This window comes from Streptococcus alactolyticus (genome assembly GCF_012277075.1).
GTDB lineage: Bacteria > Bacillota > Bacilli > Lactobacillales > Streptococcaceae > Streptococcus > Streptococcus alactolyticus.
On record NZ_JAAXMT010000018.1, the window covers coordinates 13,161 to 31,285 of the forward strand.

Genomic DNA, 18,125 nt, shown 5'->3' on the forward strand with positions numbered 1-18,125 from the left:
TATAATAAATTTTTCTTAAAATGTTGTTAAAAAAGCTTACATTTCTAAAAATTCACCATTTTCAAAAAGAGCTTTTCGTTTCGTCCAACCTCCTTTTCTGTTATAATAAAAAGCATGAAAACTAAAATGATTGCATTAGATTTAGATGGCACTTTGCTGCGCCACAATGATACGATTTCGGACTACACAGTGGATACTATCCAAAAAATTCAAGAAAAAGGGCACAAGGTTGTGATTGCAACGGGGCGACCTTACCGCATGGCAGTTAAGCACTACCGTCGTCTTGGTTTAACCACACCCATGATTTCTTTCAATGGTGCCTTGACGCATTTACCTGAAAAGAAATGGGATTTTGAACACAGCGTCACTATTGACAAACGCTACCTTTTGGATGTTTTGGATATGCAAAAGAGCATTGAAGCGGATTTTATCGCCAGCGAATACCGCAAGAAATTCTACATTAGTGCGGAAAATCAGCAAGTGGTCAATCCAAAATTGTTTGGGGTTGAGGAAATCACGGACAAGATGACCATGGATATTACTAAAATCACGGAAAATCCTAATGCCCTTCTTATGCAAACACGTCACGAGGACAAATACGCTCTCGCCAAAGAAATTCGCCAACACTTCAATAACGATATTGAAGTCGATTCTTGGGGCGGTCCGCTCAACATTCTTGAATTTTCACCTAAAGGCGTCAACAAAGCTTACGCTTTAAACTACCTATTAAATGTCTTTAATTTTTCTCCTGAACAACTCATTGCTTTTGGAGATGAACACAATGACACAGAGATGCTAGCCTTTGCTGGTGTCGGTTATGCTATGAAAAATGCAAATGACGTTCTTTTGCCATTTGCAGATAAACAGACAGAATTTTCTAACGAAAACGACGGTGTGGCTAAAGAATTAGAAAAAATCTTCTTGTGAAAAACTTCTTTATTGGAGTTTTTCTTTTTTCATTATTTTCAAAATATTTCAACTTTCTTTACAATTTGATAACGCTGACACTCCCAAAACCCTTTATTTTACTGAAAAAGTAAGGGGTTTTAGTTTACATATTTCTGAAATATTTTCAGGATTTCTGCTATTTTTTCTCAAAAAGCTATTGCATTTTTATTGGAAACGTTTTACAATAAAGTTGTTCTTAAATTTCCTTGAAATGAAAAAGAATGGCCAAGTACGCTTGGAAGGAGATTATTCTTCTTCGTTTCAACGAAAAATATTTAAAAGGAGGAAGAACAAGAATGGGTATCGGTATAATTATTGCCAGCCATGGTAAATTTGCTGAAGGTATTCATCAATCAGGTTCTATGATCTTTGGCGACCAAGAAAAAGTTCAAGTGGTCACTTTTATGCCAAGTGAAGGACCAGATGACTTATACGCACACTTCAACGATGCTATCGCACAATTTGATGCTGATGATGAAATCCTAGTGCTAGCTGACCTTTGGAGCGGTTCTCCATTTAACCAAGCTAGTCGCGTGATGGGTGAAAATCCTGATCGTAAGATGGCTATCATTACAGGTCTTAATTTGCCAATGCTTATCCAAGCCTACACAGAGCGTATGATGGATGCTGACGCAGGTGTGGATAAAGTTGTTGCAAATATCATTAAAGAAGCTAAAGATGGTGTCAAAGCACTACCTGAAGAACTTAACCCTGCTGAAGAAACTGCCGCTGCACCTGCTGCACAAGAAGTACACCAAGGTGCAATCCCAGAAGGGACTGTCATTGGAGATGGTAAACTTAAAATCAATCTTGCTCGTATTGACACACGTCTTCTTCACGGACAAGTTGCGACAAACTGGACACCTGCTTCTAAAGCCGATCGTATCATCGTTGCATCCGATACAGTAGCTAAAGACGAATTACGTAAAAACCTTATCAAACAGGCTGCACCAAACGGTGTTAAAGCAAACGTTGTCCCTATCAAGAAATTGATTGAAGCTGCAAAAGATCCACGTTTTGGTAATACACACGCTCTTATCCTATTTGAAACACCTCAAGAAGCACTTGAAGCTATCGAAGGTGGCGTGCCAATTAAAGAACTAAACGTTGGTTCAATGGCTCACTCAACTGGTAAAACAATGGTTAATAACGTTTTATCTATGGATAAAGACGATGTTGCGACATTTGAAAAATTACGTGATCTTGGTGTAACATTTGACGTTCGTAAAGTTCCTAACGATTCTAAAAAAGATTTGTTTGAACTCATCAAAAAAGCAAATGTACAATAATTTTGGAAGCTACTAAGCATTATCAGGCTGATATCCAAGCTTCATAATCCTCAGTACTCTTATAACTAAGTAAAATTGTCACTGACAGTTTTACCATCGCACATTGAAAACTATTATAGACGAAAGGAACTAGAATAATGTCAATTATTTCTATGATTTTAGTCGTTGTGATTGCTTTCTTCGCTGGTTTGGAAGGTATCCTCGACGAATTCCAATTCCACCAACCGCTAGTTGCCTGTACATTGATTGGTCTTGTAACAGGACACCTTGAAGCTGGTATTATCCTTGGTGGTTCACTTCAAATGATTGCTCTTGGTTGGGCGAACATTGGTGCCGCAGTTGCGCCTGACGCTGCCCTTGCTTCTGTTGCTGCCGCAATCATCATGGTTAAAGGTGGCGACTTCACTCACAATGGTATCGGGGTTGCAACAGCAACTGCTATCCCTCTTGCCGTTGCCGGACTTTTCCTTACAATGCTTGTTCGTACAGCTTATGTTGCCTTGATTCACGGTGCTGACGCTGCTGCAAAAGAAGGAAATATCGCTGCGGTTGAACGTACTCACTTAGTTGCCTTGTTCCTTCAAGGTATTCGTATCGCTATCCCAGCCGCACTTCTTCTAGCTATTCCTACTTCAGCTGTACAATCAGTGCTTAACGCTATGCCAGAATGGTTGTCAGGTGGTATGGCCGTTGGTGGTGGTATGGTTGTTGCCGTAGGTTACGCTATGGTTATCAACATGATGGCTACAAGCGAAGTTTGGCCTTTCTTTGCCATCGGTTTTGCTCTTGCTGCCATTTCTGATCTTACTCTTATCGCCCTTGGTGCTATTGGTGTTGCAGTTGCCTTCATCTACCTTAACCTTTCTGAAAAAGGTGGAAACGGTGGCGGCGGAACTTCTACTGGTTCTGGTGACCCAATTGGCGATATCTTGGAAGACTACTAGAGAGGGGTACTATAATGGCTGAAAAATTGCAATTATCACAATCTGATCGCCGAAAAGTTTGGTGGCGTTTAACGTTCCTTCAAGGTTCTTGGAACTACGAACGTATGCAAAACTTAGGTTGGGCTTATGCCTTGATGCCTGCGATCAAAAAACTTTACACAACTAAAGAAGATCGTGCCGCTGCTCTTGGGCGTCACTTGGAATTCTTCAACACACACCCATACGTAGCTGCTCCAATCATGGGGGTTACAATGGCGCTTGAAGAAGAACGTGCTAATGGTGCAGAAATCGACGATACTGCTATCCAAGGGGTTAAAATCGGTATGATGGGACCGCTTGCCGGTGTTGGTGACCCAGTCTTCTGGTACACTATACGTCCTATCTTGGGAGCTCTTGGTGCTTCACTTGCTCTTGCTGGTAACATCATGGGACCAATCATCTTCTTCCTTGGTTGGAACATCATCCGTATGGCTTTCCTATGGTACACACAAGAAATCGGATACCGTGCAGGTTCTAACATCACTAAAGACTTGTCTGGTGGTATCATCCAAAAAATCACTAAAGGGGCTTCAATCCTTGGTATGTTCATCCTCGCGGTGCTTGTTGAACGTTGGGTATCTGTAGCATTTACAATCAACCTTCCTTCAACAACACTTTCAGAAGGTGCATACATCAACTTCCCTAAAGGTGACGTTACTGGTCCACAGCTTCAAAAAATTCTCGGTGAAGTTGCTAGCGGACTTAGCTTAACTTCTGAACAAACAAACACTTTACAAGGACAATTGGATTCATTGATTCCTGGTTTGATGGGACTTCTTCTTACATTCCTTTGCATGTGGTTGCTTAAGAAGAAAATCTCTCCAATCACAATCATCATCGCATTGTTCATCGTTGGTATTGCAGCTCGATTCTTCGGAATCATGTAATAACCGAAAAAGAGGGAGTAACATCCTTCTTTTTTTATGCTATAATGAAAGCATAAGTAGTGTTAAGGAGTTTATATGGCACAATCAATCAATTCTACCGTCGAATTCACCACAACTGGCGTTTCTTATTTAGGTCTTGGTGGGAAAGTCGGCAAATTTCTATTAGGTGACAAGGGAATCGAATTTTACAATGATGCTAATGTCGAAGATTACATTCAAATCCCATGGACAAGTATTGAAAAAATTGGTGCCAACGTCACCCGAAATAAAGTCAGCCGACATTTTGAAATCTTTACCGACAAAGGAAAATTTCTCTTTGCCTCAAAAGATTCTGGCAAAATTCTAAAAGTAGCTCGTCAACATATTGGCAATGACAAAGTGGTTCGTATGCTAACACTTGTCCAAACCATTGCCAGACGATTTGTCAAAAAACAATAATTTTTGTATAATAGTAGCGTACGGATAAGTAGATTTGAAACTCTTTCAGAAAGTCTGCGGGAGCTGCGAGCAGATAGAGGGACAAGGTCGAAATTCTACCGTTAACGCATTCAAATAAGGAAATTAAGTGCACAGATGTGAAGCTGGATGGAACCGCGCTCAGGCGCTCCAGCAGCTACTCATCTGTGCTTTTTTGTTCATCAAGACGGTGGGCAAAATCATTTTGGAGGATATCTTATGTTAGACATTAAACGCATTCGTAATGATTTTGACGAAGTGGCTCAAAAATTAGCGACTCGTGGCGTTGCTGCTGAAAAATTGACTGAGTTAAAAGAACTCGATGACAAACGCCGTGAATTACTTGTCAAATCAGAATCAGCAAAAGCTGAACGTAACACAGCTTCTGCTGCTATCGCTCAAGCGAAACGCAACAAAGAAGATGCATCTGAACAAATCGCAGCGATGCAAGCTTTATCAGCTGAAATCAAAGCAACTGACGCTGAACTAGCTAACATTGACGAAAAATTAGCTGAATTCACTACTACATTGCCAAACATTCCTGCTGAGGGCGTACCTGTAGGTACTGACGAAAATGACAATGTGGAAGTGCGTCGTTGGGGAACACCACGCGATTTTCATTTTGACATCAGAGCTCACTGGGACCTTGGTGAAGACCTTGGTATTCTTGATTGGGAACGTGGTGCCAAAGTAACTGGTTCTCGCTTCCTTTTCTACAAAGGACTTGGTGCTCGCTTAGAACGTGCCCTTTACAACTTCATGTTGGACGAACACGCTAAAGAAGGTTATACAGAAGTCATTCCACCATACATGGTCAACCACGATTCTATGTTTGGTACTGGACAATATCCTAAATTTAAAGAAGATACTTTTGAATTAGCTGATTCAGACTATGTTTTGATTCCAACAGCTGAAGTTCCTTTGACAAACTATTACCGCGGTGAAATCCTTGATGACAAAGAATTGCCTGTCTACTTCACTGCCATGAGCCCTTCATTCCGTTCAGAAGCAGGCTCTGCTGGTCGTGACACGCGTGGTTTGATTCGCTTGCACCAATTCCACAAAGTTGAAATGGTGAAATTCTCTAAACCAGAAACATCATACGATGAATTGGAAAAAATGGTTGCCAATGCTGAAAATATCCTTCAAAAACTTGGACTTCCATACCGTGTGATTACCCTATGTACTGGCGACATGGGTTTCTCAGCTGCTAAAACTTACGACTTGGAAGTTTGGATTCCAGCTCAAAACACTTACCGTGAAATTTCAAGCTGTTCAAATACCGAAGATTTCCAAGCTCGTCGTGCCCAAATCCGTTACCGTGACGAAGCAGATGGTAAAGTGAAATTACTCCACACGCTTAACGGTTCAGGTCTTGCAGTTGGACGTACTGTTGCTGCTATTCTTGAAAACTACCAAAACGAAGACGGTTCAGTGACTATTCCTGAAGTCCTTCGTCCATATATGGGTGGCGTTGACGTTATCGCTCCAAAATAAGCCGCACCACTGTAAAAAGCCTTGCTCGCAAAACGAGTAAGGCTTTTTGTCTGCTCAAAAAAAGAAATAGTATAAAAGCATTTTAGGATTTAAAATACTTCTATGCTACTTCCTTTGAATGGCTTTTTAATATTTTCTAAAACGTTGGTAACGGTTTTCTAGCAAGGTATCAAGCGGTAACTGACTCAAACGCTCTAATTCTGTTATCAGGTTCTGCTTAATCATATCGACGATTTCACTTGAGAAATAACCGTGCTCAGGGATAACCTTATCAACAACACCCATATTGAGCAATTCTCCTGCTGTTATTTTCATCAATTGAGCGGCTTCTGAGGCACGAGAGCCGTCTTTCCACAAGATAGAGGCAAAGCCTTCTGGACTTAAAATCGCGTACATGCTGTGTTCTAGCATCCAAACTTGGTCTGCGACAGCCAAAGCCAAGGCACCACCTGATCCACCTTCACCAATGATAATGGCAATAATAGGCACTTTCAAATCACTCATTTCCAAGAGATTGCGAGCAATAGCCTCACCTTGACCACGTTCTTCCGCCCCAACACCAGGGTAAGCACCTGCGGTATTGATAAAAGTCACCACGGGACGGCCAAATTTTTCTGCTTGTTTCATCAAGCGTAGCGCCTTACGGTAACCTTCAGGATTGGGTTGCCCAAAATTACGTTTGAGATTTTCTTGTAACTGTTTGCCCTTTTGAATACCGATAACCGTCACAGGACGACCGTCCAAACGAGCAATGCCACCAACAACCGCACCATCATCTGCAAAATGGCGATCACCATGCAGTTCGATAAAATTATCAAAAATCAATTGAGCATAGTCAAAAGTCGTCAAACGCCCTTGGTCCCGTGCTTCTTTTAAAATTCTCGAAACGTCTGATCTCATCTTTCACCTCCATGTAGTGCAACAAGCGTCGCAATCATCTCTGGCAATTCTGTCCTATTGATAATGGTATCCACAAATCCATGCTCTAAAAGAAATTCGGCTTTTTGGAAATTATCTGGTAGTTGCTCACGAACGGTATTTTCAATCACACGACGGCCAGCAAAGCCCACAAGAGCTTGCGGTTCTGCGATAATAATATCGCCTTCCATGGCAAAACTAGCGGTCACCCCACCCGTTGTTGGGTCTGTCAAAATGGTCAAATAAAATAACCCTGCATTTGAATGGCGTTTGACGGCTGCAGAAATTTTAGCCATTTGCATCAAGCTCATGATACCTTCTTGCATTCGCGCACCGCCTGAAGCCGTAAAGAGCACAACAGGCAGTTCTTGGGCTGTCGCTAATTCAAATAAACGCGTGATTTTTTCACCAACCACCGTTCCCATAGACGCCATGATAAAATTCGAATCCATGATACCAAGAGCAACTTTTTGCCCCTTAATAGTCGCAAGTCCTGTCAAAACTGCTTCGTCAAGACCTGTTTTTTCACGTGCTGCGGCTAATTTTTCCTGATAACCTGGAAAATGAAGGGGGTCTGTGGTTTCTAAACCTGTGAACAATTCTTCAAAACTGCCTTCGTCAACGGTAATCGCCAAACGTTCCTTGGCTGAAATGCGGAAATTATACGAACAACTTGGGCAGATTTTGGCAGTTCCCAAATCTTTTTGGTAAATCATGTGCTTACAAGCGGGACACTTAGCAAACAATTCATCAGGTACTTCAGGCATTTCTCTCTTGACGCCTGTTTTCAACGAATTATTGGGAGTAATGCGAATGTATTTATCTTTTTTATTAAACAGTGGCATAAGCTCTCCTAATCATTGTCTTTATTGTAGTTGGGTAAAAAGGTTTCCATCAAAAATGAGGTATCGTAATCCCCAGCAATAACGTGCTCATCTGAAATCAAGTCCATCTGAAAATCTGCATTCGTAGTAACACCCACGATTTCTAATTCATAGAGAGCACGCTGCATTTTCATCAAGGCATCAAAACGATTATCACCGTGGACGATGATTTTAGCAATCATGCTGTCATAATAAGGCGGAATGGTGTAGCCGTTATACATAGCAGAATCCACACGCAAGCCCACACCACCACTTGGCAAATACAAGTCTGTGATTTTTCCAGGGCTTGGAGCAAAATTAAACTTAGGATTTTCAGCATTGATACGGCATTCAATGGCATGACCTGAAATCGTCACATCGTCTTGGGTTAAGGATAAAGATTGACCTGCTGCGATGCGAATTTGTTCCTTGACAATATCAACTCCGGTTACAAATTCTGTCACAGGATGTTCCACCTGAACACGGGTATTCATTTCCATAAAGTAAAAAGCTGATGTCTTTTCATCAAGCAAGAACTCTATCGTACCAGCATTTTCATAATGAACAGCTTTGGCAGCACGCACGGCCGCTTGACCAATCTGATGACGCAAGGTTTTCCCGATAGCAACAGATGGGCTTTCTTCCAAAACTTTTTGGTTATTGCGTTGCAAAGAGCAGTCCCGCTCACCCAAGTGAATCACATGACCGTAAGAATCCCCTAAAATCTGAACCTCGATATGTCTAGCGGGATAGATGACTTTTTCGATGTACATGGCACCATTACCAAAGGCTGCCAAGGCTTCTTGGGACGCTGATTCAAAGGCTGGAATGAGGTCCTCGGCAGAATTTACCTTGCGAATCCCTTTTCCACCGCCACCAGCAGAAGCTTTTAACATCACTGGATAACCCAGATAATTAGCCACTTCAAGAGCTTCTTGGGTAGTATGCACCTCGCCATCAGAACCAGGAATCACAGGAACGTCTGCCGCAATCATTTCGGAACGCGCGTTGATTTTATCCCCCATCTTATCCATCACTTTGGCACTTGGCCCGATAAAGCTAATATGCATTTCTTCGCACATGGTTGCAAATTTGGAATTTTCACTTAAAAAACCAAAACCTGGGTGAATGGCTTCTGCACCTGTGACAATAGCAGCTGACAAGACAGCATTCATATTCAGATAAGAATCCGTTGAACGAGCTGGACCGATGCAAATGGCTTCATCAGCTAAAATCGTATGCAACGATTCTTTATCCACCTCTGAATAGACAGCGACCGTATGGATGCCCAATTCACGCGCCGCACGAATAATTCGCACCGCAATCTCACCTCGATTGGCAATTAGTATTTTTTTAAACATGCGTCTGCTTTTATCCTCCTATCAGGAATTGCTTTCTTGCAATCCTTGTCCAAATGCTTTTTCTAGCTGAATTAACGCTAAACGATAGGCCTTTTACTGACCAATCGCAAAGGTCAAGGTACCAGAAGCCGCTAATTTCCCATCTACTTCTGCCTTGGCTTCTACCACGGCAATTGTGCCACGGCGTTTGACAAATGTCGCTGTCATCACCAATTGGTCCCCTGGAACAACTTGCTTTTTAAAACGAACCTTGTCCATACCCGCATAAAAGACCAATTTACCTTTATTTTCTTCCTTTGATAATTCTAACACACCTGCAGTCTGTGCCAAAGCCTCCATAATGAGAATCCCTGGCATAACAGGATAGTCTGGAAAATGACCATTGAAAAAAGGTTCATTGATGGTCACATTTTTAATAGCTACAATCTTATCATCGCTGGCTTCTAGCACGCGGTCAACCAAAAGCATTGGGTAACGATGTGGCAAAGCCTCACGAATTTGTTTGATATCAATCATTTAATACGCACCAATCCTTGTCCAAATTCAACAACTTCTTCATTAGTAACCATGATTTCAGTGACAATCCCATCTTTTGGAGCAGGGATTTCATTCATGACTTTCATGGCTTCAATAATCAGCAAGGTTTGCCCCTTTTTAACCGTGTCCCCAACAGAAACAAAGACTGGTTTATCAGGAGCTGGCGCTAAATACGCCACCCCAACAAGAGGACTAGTCACTTCATCTCCTTCGACAAGAGGCGTTTCTTCTGTTTCGCTCACTGCTTCTGCATCTGATGAAGATGGAGAAGAAACAACTGGAGCAACTGGCACCGCATTAACTGGCGGAACTGCCACTGGTTGAGGAGCTGTGTATTCATTTTTACTAAAGCTCAACTCAGCCTCTCCCGTTTTAAATGAGAATTCACGCAGACTTGATTGGTCAAATTGCGCCATCAAATCCTTCACTTCTGAAATATTCACAACTACGCCTCCCAACGTTTAAATGCTAGCACCGCATTGTGCCCACCAAATCCAAAGGTATTCGAAATAGCATAGGCTATATCTGCTTCTTGTCCTTGACCATAAACAACATTTGCCTCGATATCTTCTGACAATTCACGCGTACCAGCCGTCATTGGAATATAGCTATGACGCATGGCTTCGATGGTCGCAATCGCTTCAACGGCACCCGCTGCACCAAGAAGGTGACCTGTAAATGATTTAGTTGATGATACAGGCACTTCTTTTCCAAGAACAGTAACAATGGCCTTGCTTTCGCCTTTTTCATTGGCTTGTGTTGACGTACCATGGGCATTGACATAATCCACTTGCTCAGGAACAATACCCGCCTCATCAATAGCTAACTGAATGGCTTTCGCAGCACCTGAACCGTCTGGAGTTGGCGTGGTTTGGTGATAAGCATCGCAGTTGCTACCATAACCCACAACTTCTGCCAAAATAGTTGCCCCACGTTTTTGAGCGTGTTCAAGGCTTTCAAGGACAAGCACACCAGCACCTTCACCCATCACAAACCCATTGCGGTCTTTGTCAAATGGAATAGCAGAACGAGCTGGGTCTTCGGTTGTTGACAAAGCTGTCAAAGCATTAAACCCACCAATACCAATTTCATTAATCGTTGATTCTGCTCCACCAGCTAAAATCACATCATGGTAACCAAATTTGATTTCACGGAAAGCTTCACCAATCGCATCATTTGAAGAGGCACAAGCCGTTGTAACAGATTTGCAGACACCACGCGCACCAATACGCAAGGCAATATTACCTGCCGCCATATTAGAAAGAGCTTTAGGAATGAACATTGGTTGAATGCGTCGAATGCCTTTGTCATGCATACGGATAACTTGCTCTTGCATTTCTTGCAAACCACCGATACCAGATGACACAATCACCCCCGTGCGGTCACGGTCAACCGTTTCCATATCCAAATTAGCATGTTCAAGTGCCTCTAAAGCGGCATAAATAGCATAAAGAGAATATTGGTCCATGCGGTTTTTATCTTTACGAACAAAGTATTGATCAAAGGGAAAATCGTGGATTTCACCTGCATTGTGAACGGGAATGTCTGACGTATCAAATTTAGTAATCGGTCCAATACCAATCTTGCCTTGATAAAGGCTATCCCAAAATGCTTCAGGGGTATTTCCGATTGGTGATGTCACCCCATAACCTGTCACTACAACTCTATTTAATGTCATGTTTATCTCCTTTAAAAGAGGAATCCTTACTGTCTTACTAAGCTGGCTGCCTTAAGATTGCATGGTCATGCCACCATCGATAGCAATCACTTGACCTGTCAAATAATCTTGTTCTGCTAAAAAGGTTGCAACGGTAGCAACTTCTTCCGCTTTTCCAATCCGTTTCATCGGAATATTGGCAACAATAGCCTTTTGCATTTTTTCTGGAATGACGTCCGTCATGTCAGAAGCGATGAAACCTGGCGCAATAGCATTCACACGGATACCACGCGCAGCCACTTCACGCGCCACTGATTTGGTGAAACCAATCAAACCAGCTTTTGAGGCCGCATAATTGGCTTGCCCAACATTACCCGTTAAGCCAACGACACTTGATATATTAATGATAACGCCTTGACGTGCTCGTGTCATCGGTTTTAAGACGGATTGTGTCATGTTAAAGGCACCTGTTAAGTTAACCTTCAAAACCGATTCAAAATCTTCTTCCGTCATTTTCAAGACCAATTTGTCATTGGTGATGCCAGCATTATTGACCAAAATATCAATAGAGCCCAAACGCTCAATAGCTTCATCCACCATGCGTTTAGCTTCTTCAGCCTGTGAAATATCGCCTGTAATAGCAATGGCCTGACCAGGATAAGCTTGAAAGCTTTCTAAAATCTCTGGCGCCACTTGTGAGCGACCGTTGAGGACAACATTTGCCCCAAGGCTAGCAAATTGATGGGCAATCGCCAAACCAATGCCCCTCGTAGAACCCGTGATAAAAACATTTTTATTTTGGATTGTCATGATATCTCCTAATTCTGCAATAATTCGTCTAAATCAGCTACACTTTCAACAGCTCTCGTTGGAATGGTCTTGTCAATTTTTCGCAAAAAGCCACTGAGGACTTTTCCAGGACCAATCTCGATAACCTCAGTCATGCCAAGTTCACGCATGGTTTCTATGGAATCGTAAAAACGCACAGGTTCCTTGACTTGCCTTGCCAACAAGGACTTGATGTCGTCATGTCGCATCACCTTAGCCTCGGTATTGCCCACCAGCGGAATGTGAAAATCAGCAAAAGTCACCGTTTCAAGCACTTTGGCTAATTGTTGGCTCGCTGGTTCCAATAAGCCCGTATGGAAAGGACCTGACACTTTCAAAGGAATCAAACGTTTCACACCTGCTTCTTTGAGCAATTCAACCGCAGCATTCACGGCTGCTGTTTCTCCACCAATTACAATTTGGCTAGGTGTGTTGTAATTAGCTGGGGTTACAATACCCTTGACTAAAGCCTTTTGGCACATCTCCTCAATCAAGTCAGCATCAGCGTTCATCACAGCCACCATCTTGCCAGTTCCTTGCGGAGCTGCCGTTTCCATAAATTCACCGCGTTTGGCAACCAAGGCCACCGCATCTTCAAAATCCAAGGCACCTGAAGCTACCAAGGCTGAATATTCACCAAGTGAAAGCCCCGCTACCATATCAGGCTCGAAGCCTTTTTCTTGAAGCAAACGAAAAATAGCAATGGAAGTTGTCAAAATAGCAGGCTGTGTGTAGCGGGTTTGGTTCAACTTTTCATCATCTGTATCAATCAGCTGACGAAGGTCATACCCAAGAACAGCACTCGCTTGTTGAAACGTTTCTCTCACAATAGGATAAGCCGCATACAAATCGCTTGCCATTCCTAATTTTTGTGCCCCCTGACCTGCAAATAAAAAGGCAGTTGTCGTCATTAAACCCTCCTATACGGCAGACGTATCTCTAACGTCCTTTAGTTTTCTACCTCACTATCAGACCAGCGTTTAGCTTCCGCCAAAATAACCTCTTTGGCGCCATAGTAAAGGTCTTTCAAAATATCTTCACACGTTTCTTCTTTGGCAATAAGCCCTGCGATTTGCCCAGCCATAACAGAACCCATGGTCACATCACCATCCACAACGGCATTGCGTAAAGCACCTGCCCCCAAAGCTTCGATATCTTCTGCCGTTTTACGTCCAACCAAGAAATCTTTTTCCGCATGGGCATACGAAGTGGTTAATTTATTTTTGATGGCACGCACAGGGTGTCCCACAACAGTGGCAGATACCACAGTGTCAATATCTTTAGCTTTTAAAATCTTATCTTTAAATTGCTGGTGCGCATTTGACTCTTTGGCCACTACAAAACGCGTTCCCACTTGAATAGCTTCTGCTCCAAGCATAAAGACAGCAGCTGCACCACGACCATCACCAATACCACCAGCTCCAATAACTGGAATATCAACCGCGTCAACCACTTGACGAACCAAGGTCATTGTTGTCAATTTACCAATGTGACCGCCAGCTTCCATACCTTCTGCAATCACAGCATCCGCGCCCAATTTTTCCATGCGTCTTGCCAAAGCAACACTTGGAACCACGGGAATAACCGTAATTCCTGCCTCATGAAAACGTTCCATGTATTTTCCAGGATTTCCAGCGCCTGTCGTTACGACTTTGACCCCTTCTTCAATGACCAAATCCACAATATCATCAACAAAAGGTGACAAGAGCATAATATTCACACCAAAAGGTTTATCTGTTATCGCTCTAACCTTGTCAATATTGGCTTTAACGACTTCTTTTGGGGCATTACCACCACCAATAATCCCTAAACCACCAGCATTTGAAACGGCTCCTGCCAAATCACCGTCAGCAACCCAAGCCATTCCCCCCTGAAAAATAGGGTATTTGATATTTAATAACTCTGTAATACGTGTTTTCATCTTTAACCTTCTAAATCCACAGTCAGACAATAATTTGATAATCAAACTATAACCATAAGAAGAGAAGGAGCAGGATATGAACTAGCTAACTAGCCATATCCTACGCCCCCTTTCGTCAATATAACATTGATTTTGACTTAAACGCTATTATTTTGTTTTTTCTTCTACGTAAGCAACCAAGTCACCAACTGTGTTAAGACCATCTTCAGATTCGATTTGGATATCAAATGCATCTTCAATTTCTGAAATCACTTGGAAAACATCAAGTGAGTCTGCATCAAGGTCTTCAAAAGTTGTGTCCATTTTAACTTCTTCTGGTTCTTTACCAAGTTCTTCAACGATAATTTCTTGTACTTTTTCAAATACTGCCATGATGATTTTCTCCTTAAAAATAAATACAATATATTTCCTGTACGAACGTACAAGTAGTTAACTAAATTTTAACAATTAGATTTCCCCATGTCAAACCTCCGCCAAAAGCAGAGAATAAAACCGTTTGTGAGCCATCTAATGCAATGATACCTTTATCCACTGACTCTGATAATAAAATAGGAATACTTGCTGCACTGGTATTACCATAAGCCATCATATTGGCTGGCAATTTCTCCATGCTAACCCCTAATTTTTTAGCCATTTTGTTCAAGATTCTGATATTGGCTTGATGTAGGAACAAGTAGTCTAAATCCTCGATGGATAAGCCAGCGTCTGCGACCAATTGTTTAATGCTCTTTGGCACATCGCGAATCGCAAAATCAAAAATCGCACGACCGTCCATCTGGAGGTATTTTTCATCTGAAGTTGTGTCAGAAAACGGAGAGGATAAGCCAACCAATCCAGAGGTCAAACTGCCGCCGCGGCTACCGTCTGTATGAAGGGACTCTGCCAAAAAGTGCTTTGTATCGCTTGCTTCAAGCAAAACACCGCCAGCACCATCACCAAAGAGAACCGAACTACTACGGTCAGACCAATCCAAGGTTTTTGATAAGGTTTCCGCACCAATGACGAGACCTCTTTGATACAGACCAGATTGGATAAATTTATCCGCCGTTGCTAAAGCAAAGACAAAACCACTGCAAGCCGCCGTCATATCCATTCCAAATGCATTGCTTGCTCCGATATTGGCTTGAATACGCGCTGCCGTTGAAGGCATCAAGCTATCTGGTGTAATGGTCGCTACGATGATAAAATCAATAGCTTGCGCTGACAAGCCAGATTGCTTTAGCAATTGTTGAGCCACTTGCGTTCCCAAATCGCTGGTCGTTTCCTCACGAGTGATGTGACGCTCCCTAATACCTGTTCGTGATGAAATCCATTCATCACTGGTATCCATAATCTGCGATAAATCATCATTGCTAATAATCTGTTCAGGAGCATAAGCTGCCACCTGAGTTATTTTTGAAAATGCCATGATTACATTAACTCCTCAAGAAACTTATGAAGATTTTTAAGCCCTTGTGCCAAAGCTTCAAATTCCTGTTCATTCATATCTTCAGCGATATGAATTACCATATTTTTATGAAACTTGCGGTGGAGCCTATCTAACAGTTTCCCTTTTTTTGTCAAAGTCAAGTGAACAACGCGACGGTCCAGCTTTGAACGTTTTCTCTCAATGTAGCCTTTCGCCTCGAGCTTGTTTAAACTAGTCGTCACAGTGCCTAGGGTTAACATCAATTCCCTAGCAATATCACTTGGTGTCACATTGGTATTTTTGCCAATAATTTCAATGGTGTGCATCTCTTTCAAAGAAACGTCACTGAATTGGCTCGTTCTCAAACTCGTTTCTTCGATAACTTGAACACGATTAAAAATATCAACAAGATAATCATTGATTCTATTATAATCCAAAGGACCACCTCCAAGAAAAAACTTTGACGCTCAAATTATATCAAAGTGCTAATTAATTTGCAAGCCTTTAAACAGTCTTGAACGTTACGTCTTATTTTCCTGAAAATTTTGGACGTCGTTTCTCAGAAAAAGCCAGCACGCCTTCTTTGAAATCTTCCTTAAAGGCCAAATCTTCTTGTAGTCGCAATTCTAAAGCCGTGTAATCTTGCCAATTCTCAAACGAAGCCTTCCAAGACATTTCCTTGATAGCACGATAAGAATTGATTGAACCACGGAGCAGACGTTTGCAAAGTTGTTGGGTGGTTTTCTCTAATTGGTCTGATTCACACAAGCGGTAAACAATCCCATATTCATAGGCTTTTTCCGCATTTAAAGCTTCACCTGTCAAAGCTAATTGATTGGCACGATTGGCACCGATAGCACGGCTCATCAACAAAAGTCCTCCTGCATCAGGAGCCAACCCCACACCGACGAAAGCTTGAATAAATTTGACTTTATTGCTGGCTACCACAAAATCGGCTGCCACTGCCATATTAGCAGCCGCACCAGCTACCGCACCGTCAATACTCATAATAACCAGTTTGGGCAATTGTTTTATAGCAAAGGAAATCTGATTGACCAAATGGGCAATATCAACCAGTGAAGCAATGTTGTCCGCATCCACTGCGTGCTTCATTTCCACCAAATCACCGCCGACAGAAAAGACCTTCCCAACAGCCTTGATAACCAAAAGCTTGACAGTCGAATCCTGCTTTGCCTTTTCCAAAACATCCAAGATTTCTTGGCAAACAGGAATATTAAACCCATTTGAAATATCAGGACGATTCAACGTTAAAATCGCCACTTCCCCTGCTTCATAAATAATATGACTATATGACATACAAAAACCTCTATCAAAAAATACTTTGATAATTTAATTATTTTACTGATTGCTATTCTATCATAACTATGATTATTTTATCAAGAGAAAAAAGGAAATTTATGAAAAATAATTTGATATTTTAATAATTTAGTATTCAAATTAAATAGACTAAAAAAAGAGGTGAAACCTCTTTTATCACTATGTTAACTGCGTCACATCCTGCAATAATTGCCCTAAATCCGTCAACAAACGACTGGCTTTGCTTTGGTCCATGCCAAACATACGGTCCTCAATCGCCCAAACAGGTAAATGGGCTGACGTCGCCGCCTGAATGCCTTTCTCACTATCTTCCACTACAATTGCCTCATCACAAGAAACATCTAATTTCTTAATAGCTGCCTCATAGATGTCAGGATACGGTTTTCCTCGTGAAAATTCCTCCCCTGATAAGACAACAGAAAAGTAATCGCGAATACCTGCTTCGTCTAAAGCCCTTAAAATATCAGGTTTTGAAGTGCTAGAGGCCAAGCCTAAAGCATAACCCATCTCTTTTAAAGCTTGAACCACACGAACCGTATCAGGAAAAATCAAATCCTTATAAGGAAGTGGGTGCTGTGCCTTATACTGAGCATATTCAGCTTGTAACTGCGCCACATCCCAATTCTCATAATCATCACCTAAAATAGCCTGCCAAATGTGCTTGGTATTACCCCCAATAAAAAAACGAGGAGGCAAATGGTCGATGCTAATCCCTTTTTCCTTTAGAAAAGTTTTTCGTCTGTTGTAGTAAAAGGTTTCAGTGTCAAATAAAACACCATCCATATCAAAAATAATCGCTTTAATAGTTTCCATTCTCCTATTATACTACACTAGCCCTTTATTGTAAAAAGTACTGACAAGTTGTCAGAATTTTGTTATAATAACATACAAATTTACATTTGGGAGTCATTATGAAAGTCATCAAATTTGGAGGTAGTTCACTTGCCTCCGCTGAACAACTCAAAAAAGTATTGGATATTGTTACATCTGATCCTGAACGACGTTTTGTCATCGTTTCAGCACCAGGTAAGCGCCACTCAGAAGACACAAAAGTAACCGACGCACTGATTAAATACTATAAAAATTACGTTGCTGGAAATGATGTCACTGCGTCACAAAAATGGATTATCGATCGTTACCAAGCCATTGCCAATGAACTCGGCTTATCACCTGCTATCATGACTAAGATTAGCACAGCAATCAAACAGTTGGCTACGTTACCGATCGAAGACAA

Annotated in this window: 21 protein-coding genes; 7 read left to right on the top strand and 14 right to left on the bottom strand. The window is 41.8% G+C overall.

The window, feature by feature from the left end; all coding sequences use genetic code 11:
- Window positions 1-114 precede the first annotated feature (114 nt).
- The 6 genes from HFK82_RS08345 (at window position 115) to serS (ending at window position 6,060) form a co-directional block, all read left to right on the top strand.
- On the top strand, window positions 115-927 hold the full coding sequence (locus HFK82_RS08345; protein WP_168261437.1) for a Cof-type HAD-IIB family hydrolase: 813 nt from the start codon (window positions 115-117) through the stop codon (window positions 925-927).
- Between the two features lie 317 nt (window positions 928-1,244).
- On the top strand, window positions 1,245-2,237 hold the full coding sequence (locus HFK82_RS08350) for a PTS sugar transporter subunit IIB (protein WP_154455319.1): 993 nt from the start codon (window positions 1,245-1,247) through the stop codon (window positions 2,235-2,237).
- Window positions 2,238-2,374: 137 nt separating this feature from the next.
- A complete protein-coding gene (locus tag HFK82_RS08355) occupies window positions 2,375-3,181 on the top strand; it encodes a PTS mannose/fructose/sorbose transporter subunit IIC (protein WP_168261438.1) in 807 nt (268 codons plus the stop codon).
- Between the two features lie 14 nt (window positions 3,182-3,195).
- On the top strand, window positions 3,196-4,107 hold the full coding sequence (locus HFK82_RS08360; protein WP_168261439.1) for a PTS system mannose/fructose/sorbose family transporter subunit IID: 912 nt from the start codon (window positions 3,196-3,198) through the stop codon (window positions 4,105-4,107).
- A 75-nt stretch (window positions 4,108-4,182) separates the two neighbouring features.
- On the top strand, window positions 4,183-4,545 hold the full coding sequence (locus HFK82_RS08365) for a DUF956 family protein (protein WP_154455322.1): 363 nt from the start codon (window positions 4,183-4,185) through the stop codon (window positions 4,543-4,545).
- Between the two features lie 237 nt (window positions 4,546-4,782).
- Complete coding sequence (serS, locus tag HFK82_RS08370) at window positions 4,783-6,060, top strand: serine--tRNA ligase (RefSeq protein ID WP_168261440.1); 1,278 nt, start codon at window positions 4,783-4,785, stop codon at window positions 6,058-6,060.
- 126 nt (window positions 6,061-6,186) lie between these two features.
- On the opposite strand, the gene HFK82_RS08375 is transcribed toward serS, so the two are convergent.
- The 14 genes from HFK82_RS08375 to HFK82_RS08440 form a co-directional block, all read right to left on the bottom strand.
- Complete coding sequence (locus tag HFK82_RS08375; protein WP_168261441.1) at window positions 6,187-6,960, bottom strand: acetyl-CoA carboxylase carboxyl transferase subunit alpha; 774 nt, start codon at window positions 6,958-6,960, stop codon at window positions 6,187-6,189.
- Window positions 6,957-7,823 (bottom strand): acetyl-CoA carboxylase, carboxyltransferase subunit beta, encoded by an 867-nt coding sequence (gene accD / locus HFK82_RS08380; protein ID WP_168261442.1) that lies wholly within the window; start codon window positions 7,821-7,823, stop codon window positions 6,957-6,959. Before accD ends, HFK82_RS08375 begins: the two co-directional genes overlap by 4 nt.
- An 8-nt stretch (window positions 7,824-7,831) precedes the next feature.
- Window positions 7,832-9,202: an acetyl-CoA carboxylase biotin carboxylase subunit gene (locus tag HFK82_RS08385; RefSeq protein WP_168261443.1), complete on the bottom strand. Its 1,371-nt coding sequence runs from the start codon at window positions 9,200-9,202 to the stop codon at window positions 7,832-7,834.
- A gap of 93 nt (window positions 9,203-9,295) precedes the next feature.
- Window positions 9,296-9,718 carry a 3-hydroxyacyl-ACP dehydratase FabZ gene (gene fabZ, locus HFK82_RS08390; RefSeq protein ID WP_168261444.1) on the bottom strand — a complete coding sequence of 141 codons (423 nt, stop codon included), beginning with the start codon at window positions 9,716-9,718 and terminating at the stop codon, window positions 9,296-9,298.
- Window positions 9,715-10,182 (bottom strand): acetyl-CoA carboxylase biotin carboxyl carrier protein, encoded by a 468-nt coding sequence (accB, locus tag HFK82_RS08395; protein WP_168261445.1) that lies wholly within the window; start codon window positions 10,180-10,182, stop codon window positions 9,715-9,717. Before accB ends, fabZ begins: the two co-directional genes overlap by 4 nt.
- A 2-nt stretch (window positions 10,183-10,184) precedes the next feature.
- Window positions 10,185-11,417, bottom strand: a complete 1,233-nt coding sequence (gene fabF / locus HFK82_RS08400; protein ID WP_168261446.1) for a beta-ketoacyl-ACP synthase II — start codon at window positions 11,415-11,417, stop codon at window positions 10,185-10,187.
- A 51-nt stretch (window positions 11,418-11,468) separates the two neighbouring features.
- On the bottom strand, window positions 11,469-12,206 hold the full coding sequence (gene fabG / locus HFK82_RS08405) for a 3-oxoacyl-[acyl-carrier-protein] reductase (protein ID WP_168261447.1): 738 nt from the start codon (window positions 12,204-12,206) through the stop codon (window positions 11,469-11,471).
- An 8-nt stretch (window positions 12,207-12,214) separates the two neighbouring features.
- Window positions 12,215-13,135 carry an ACP S-malonyltransferase gene (gene fabD, locus HFK82_RS08410; RefSeq protein WP_168261448.1) on the bottom strand — a complete coding sequence of 307 codons (921 nt, stop codon included), beginning with the start codon at window positions 13,133-13,135 and terminating at the stop codon, window positions 12,215-12,217.
- A gap of 38 nt (window positions 13,136-13,173) precedes the next feature.
- Complete coding sequence (gene fabK / locus HFK82_RS08415; protein ID WP_293693688.1) at window positions 13,174-14,184, bottom strand: enoyl-[acyl-carrier-protein] reductase FabK; 1,011 nt, start codon at window positions 14,182-14,184, stop codon at window positions 13,174-13,176.
- A gap of 108 nt (window positions 14,185-14,292) precedes the next feature.
- Window positions 14,293-14,517, bottom strand: a complete 225-nt coding sequence (locus HFK82_RS08420) for an acyl carrier protein (RefSeq protein WP_154455332.1) — start codon at window positions 14,515-14,517, stop codon at window positions 14,293-14,295.
- Between the two features lie 61 nt (window positions 14,518-14,578).
- A complete protein-coding gene (locus HFK82_RS08425) occupies window positions 14,579-15,553 on the bottom strand; it encodes a beta-ketoacyl-ACP synthase III (protein WP_154455333.1) in 975 nt (324 codons plus the stop codon).
- Between the two features lie 2 nt (window positions 15,554-15,555).
- A complete protein-coding gene (gene fabT, locus HFK82_RS08430; protein ID WP_168261450.1) occupies window positions 15,556-15,990 on the bottom strand; it encodes a fatty acid biosynthesis transcriptional regulator FabT in 435 nt (144 codons plus the stop codon).
- A 91-nt stretch (window positions 15,991-16,081) separates the two neighbouring features.
- Window positions 16,082-16,870 (bottom strand): trans-2-decenoyl-ACP isomerase, encoded by a 789-nt coding sequence (gene fabM / locus HFK82_RS08435; RefSeq protein WP_168261451.1) that lies wholly within the window; start codon window positions 16,868-16,870, stop codon window positions 16,082-16,084.
- A gap of 180 nt (window positions 16,871-17,050) precedes the next feature.
- Entirely contained in the window at window positions 17,051-17,704 is a 654-nt protein-coding gene (locus HFK82_RS08440) for an HAD family hydrolase (protein ID WP_168261452.1), read from the bottom strand.
- A 98-nt stretch (window positions 17,705-17,802) separates the two neighbouring features.
- Here HFK82_RS08440 and HFK82_RS08445 point away from each other — a divergent pair.
- On the top strand, window positions 17,803-18,125 hold a 323-nt coding region (locus tag HFK82_RS08445; RefSeq protein ID WP_473772536.1), incomplete at its 3' end, for an amino acid kinase family protein.

Excerpts from the sequence above, each read along its gene's own strand:
- HFK82_RS08420 (WP_154455332.1), bottom strand. The coding sequence starts at position 14,517 with ATGGCAGTATTTGAAAAAGTACAAGAAATTATCGTTGAAGAACTTGGT.
- accD (WP_168261442.1), bottom strand. The coding sequence starts at position 7,823 with ATGCCACTGTTTAATAAAAAAGATAAATACATTCGCATTACTCCCAAT.
- fabZ (WP_168261444.1), bottom strand. The coding sequence starts at position 9,718 with ATGATTGATATCAAACAAATTCGTGAGGCTTTGCCACATCGTTACCCA.
- fabG (WP_168261447.1), bottom strand. The coding sequence starts at position 12,206 with ATGACAATCCAAAATAAAAATGTTTTTATCACGGGTTCTACGAGGGGC.
- HFK82_RS08385 (WP_168261443.1), bottom strand. The coding sequence starts at position 9,202 with ATGTTTAAAAAAATACTAATTGCCAATCGAGGTGAGATTGCGGTGCGA.
- serS (WP_168261440.1), top strand. The coding sequence starts at position 4,783 with ATGTTAGACATTAAACGCATTCGTAATGATTTTGACGAAGTGGCTCAA.
- HFK82_RS08355 (WP_168261438.1), top strand. The coding sequence starts at position 2,375 with ATGTCAATTATTTCTATGATTTTAGTCGTTGTGATTGCTTTCTTCGCT.
- HFK82_RS08365 (WP_154455322.1), top strand. The coding sequence starts at position 4,183 with ATGGCACAATCAATCAATTCTACCGTCGAATTCACCACAACTGGCGTT.
- HFK82_RS08440 (WP_168261452.1), bottom strand. The coding sequence starts at position 17,704 with ATGGAAACTATTAAAGCGATTATTTTTGATATGGATGGTGTTTTATTT.
- fabF (WP_168261446.1), bottom strand. The coding sequence starts at position 11,417 with ATGACATTAAATAGAGTTGTAGTGACAGGTTATGGGGTGACATCACCA.
- HFK82_RS08375 (WP_168261441.1), bottom strand. The coding sequence starts at position 6,960 with ATGAGATCAGACGTTTCGAGAATTTTAAAAGAAGCACGGGACCAAGGG.
- fabM (WP_168261451.1), bottom strand. The coding sequence starts at position 16,870 with ATGTCATATAGTCATATTATTTATGAAGCAGGGGAAGTGGCGATTTTA.
- HFK82_RS08360 (WP_168261439.1), top strand. The coding sequence starts at position 3,196 with ATGGCTGAAAAATTGCAATTATCACAATCTGATCGCCGAAAAGTTTGG.
- fabD (WP_168261448.1), bottom strand. The coding sequence starts at position 13,135 with ATGACGACAACTGCCTTTTTATTTGCAGGTCAGGGGGCACAAAAATTA.
- HFK82_RS08425 (WP_154455333.1), bottom strand. The coding sequence starts at position 15,553 with ATGGCATTTTCAAAAATAACTCAGGTGGCAGCTTATGCTCCTGAACAG.
- HFK82_RS08350 (WP_154455319.1), top strand. The coding sequence starts at position 1,245 with ATGGGTATCGGTATAATTATTGCCAGCCATGGTAAATTTGCTGAAGGT.
- HFK82_RS08345 (WP_168261437.1), top strand. The coding sequence starts at position 115 with ATGAAAACTAAAATGATTGCATTAGATTTAGATGGCACTTTGCTGCGC.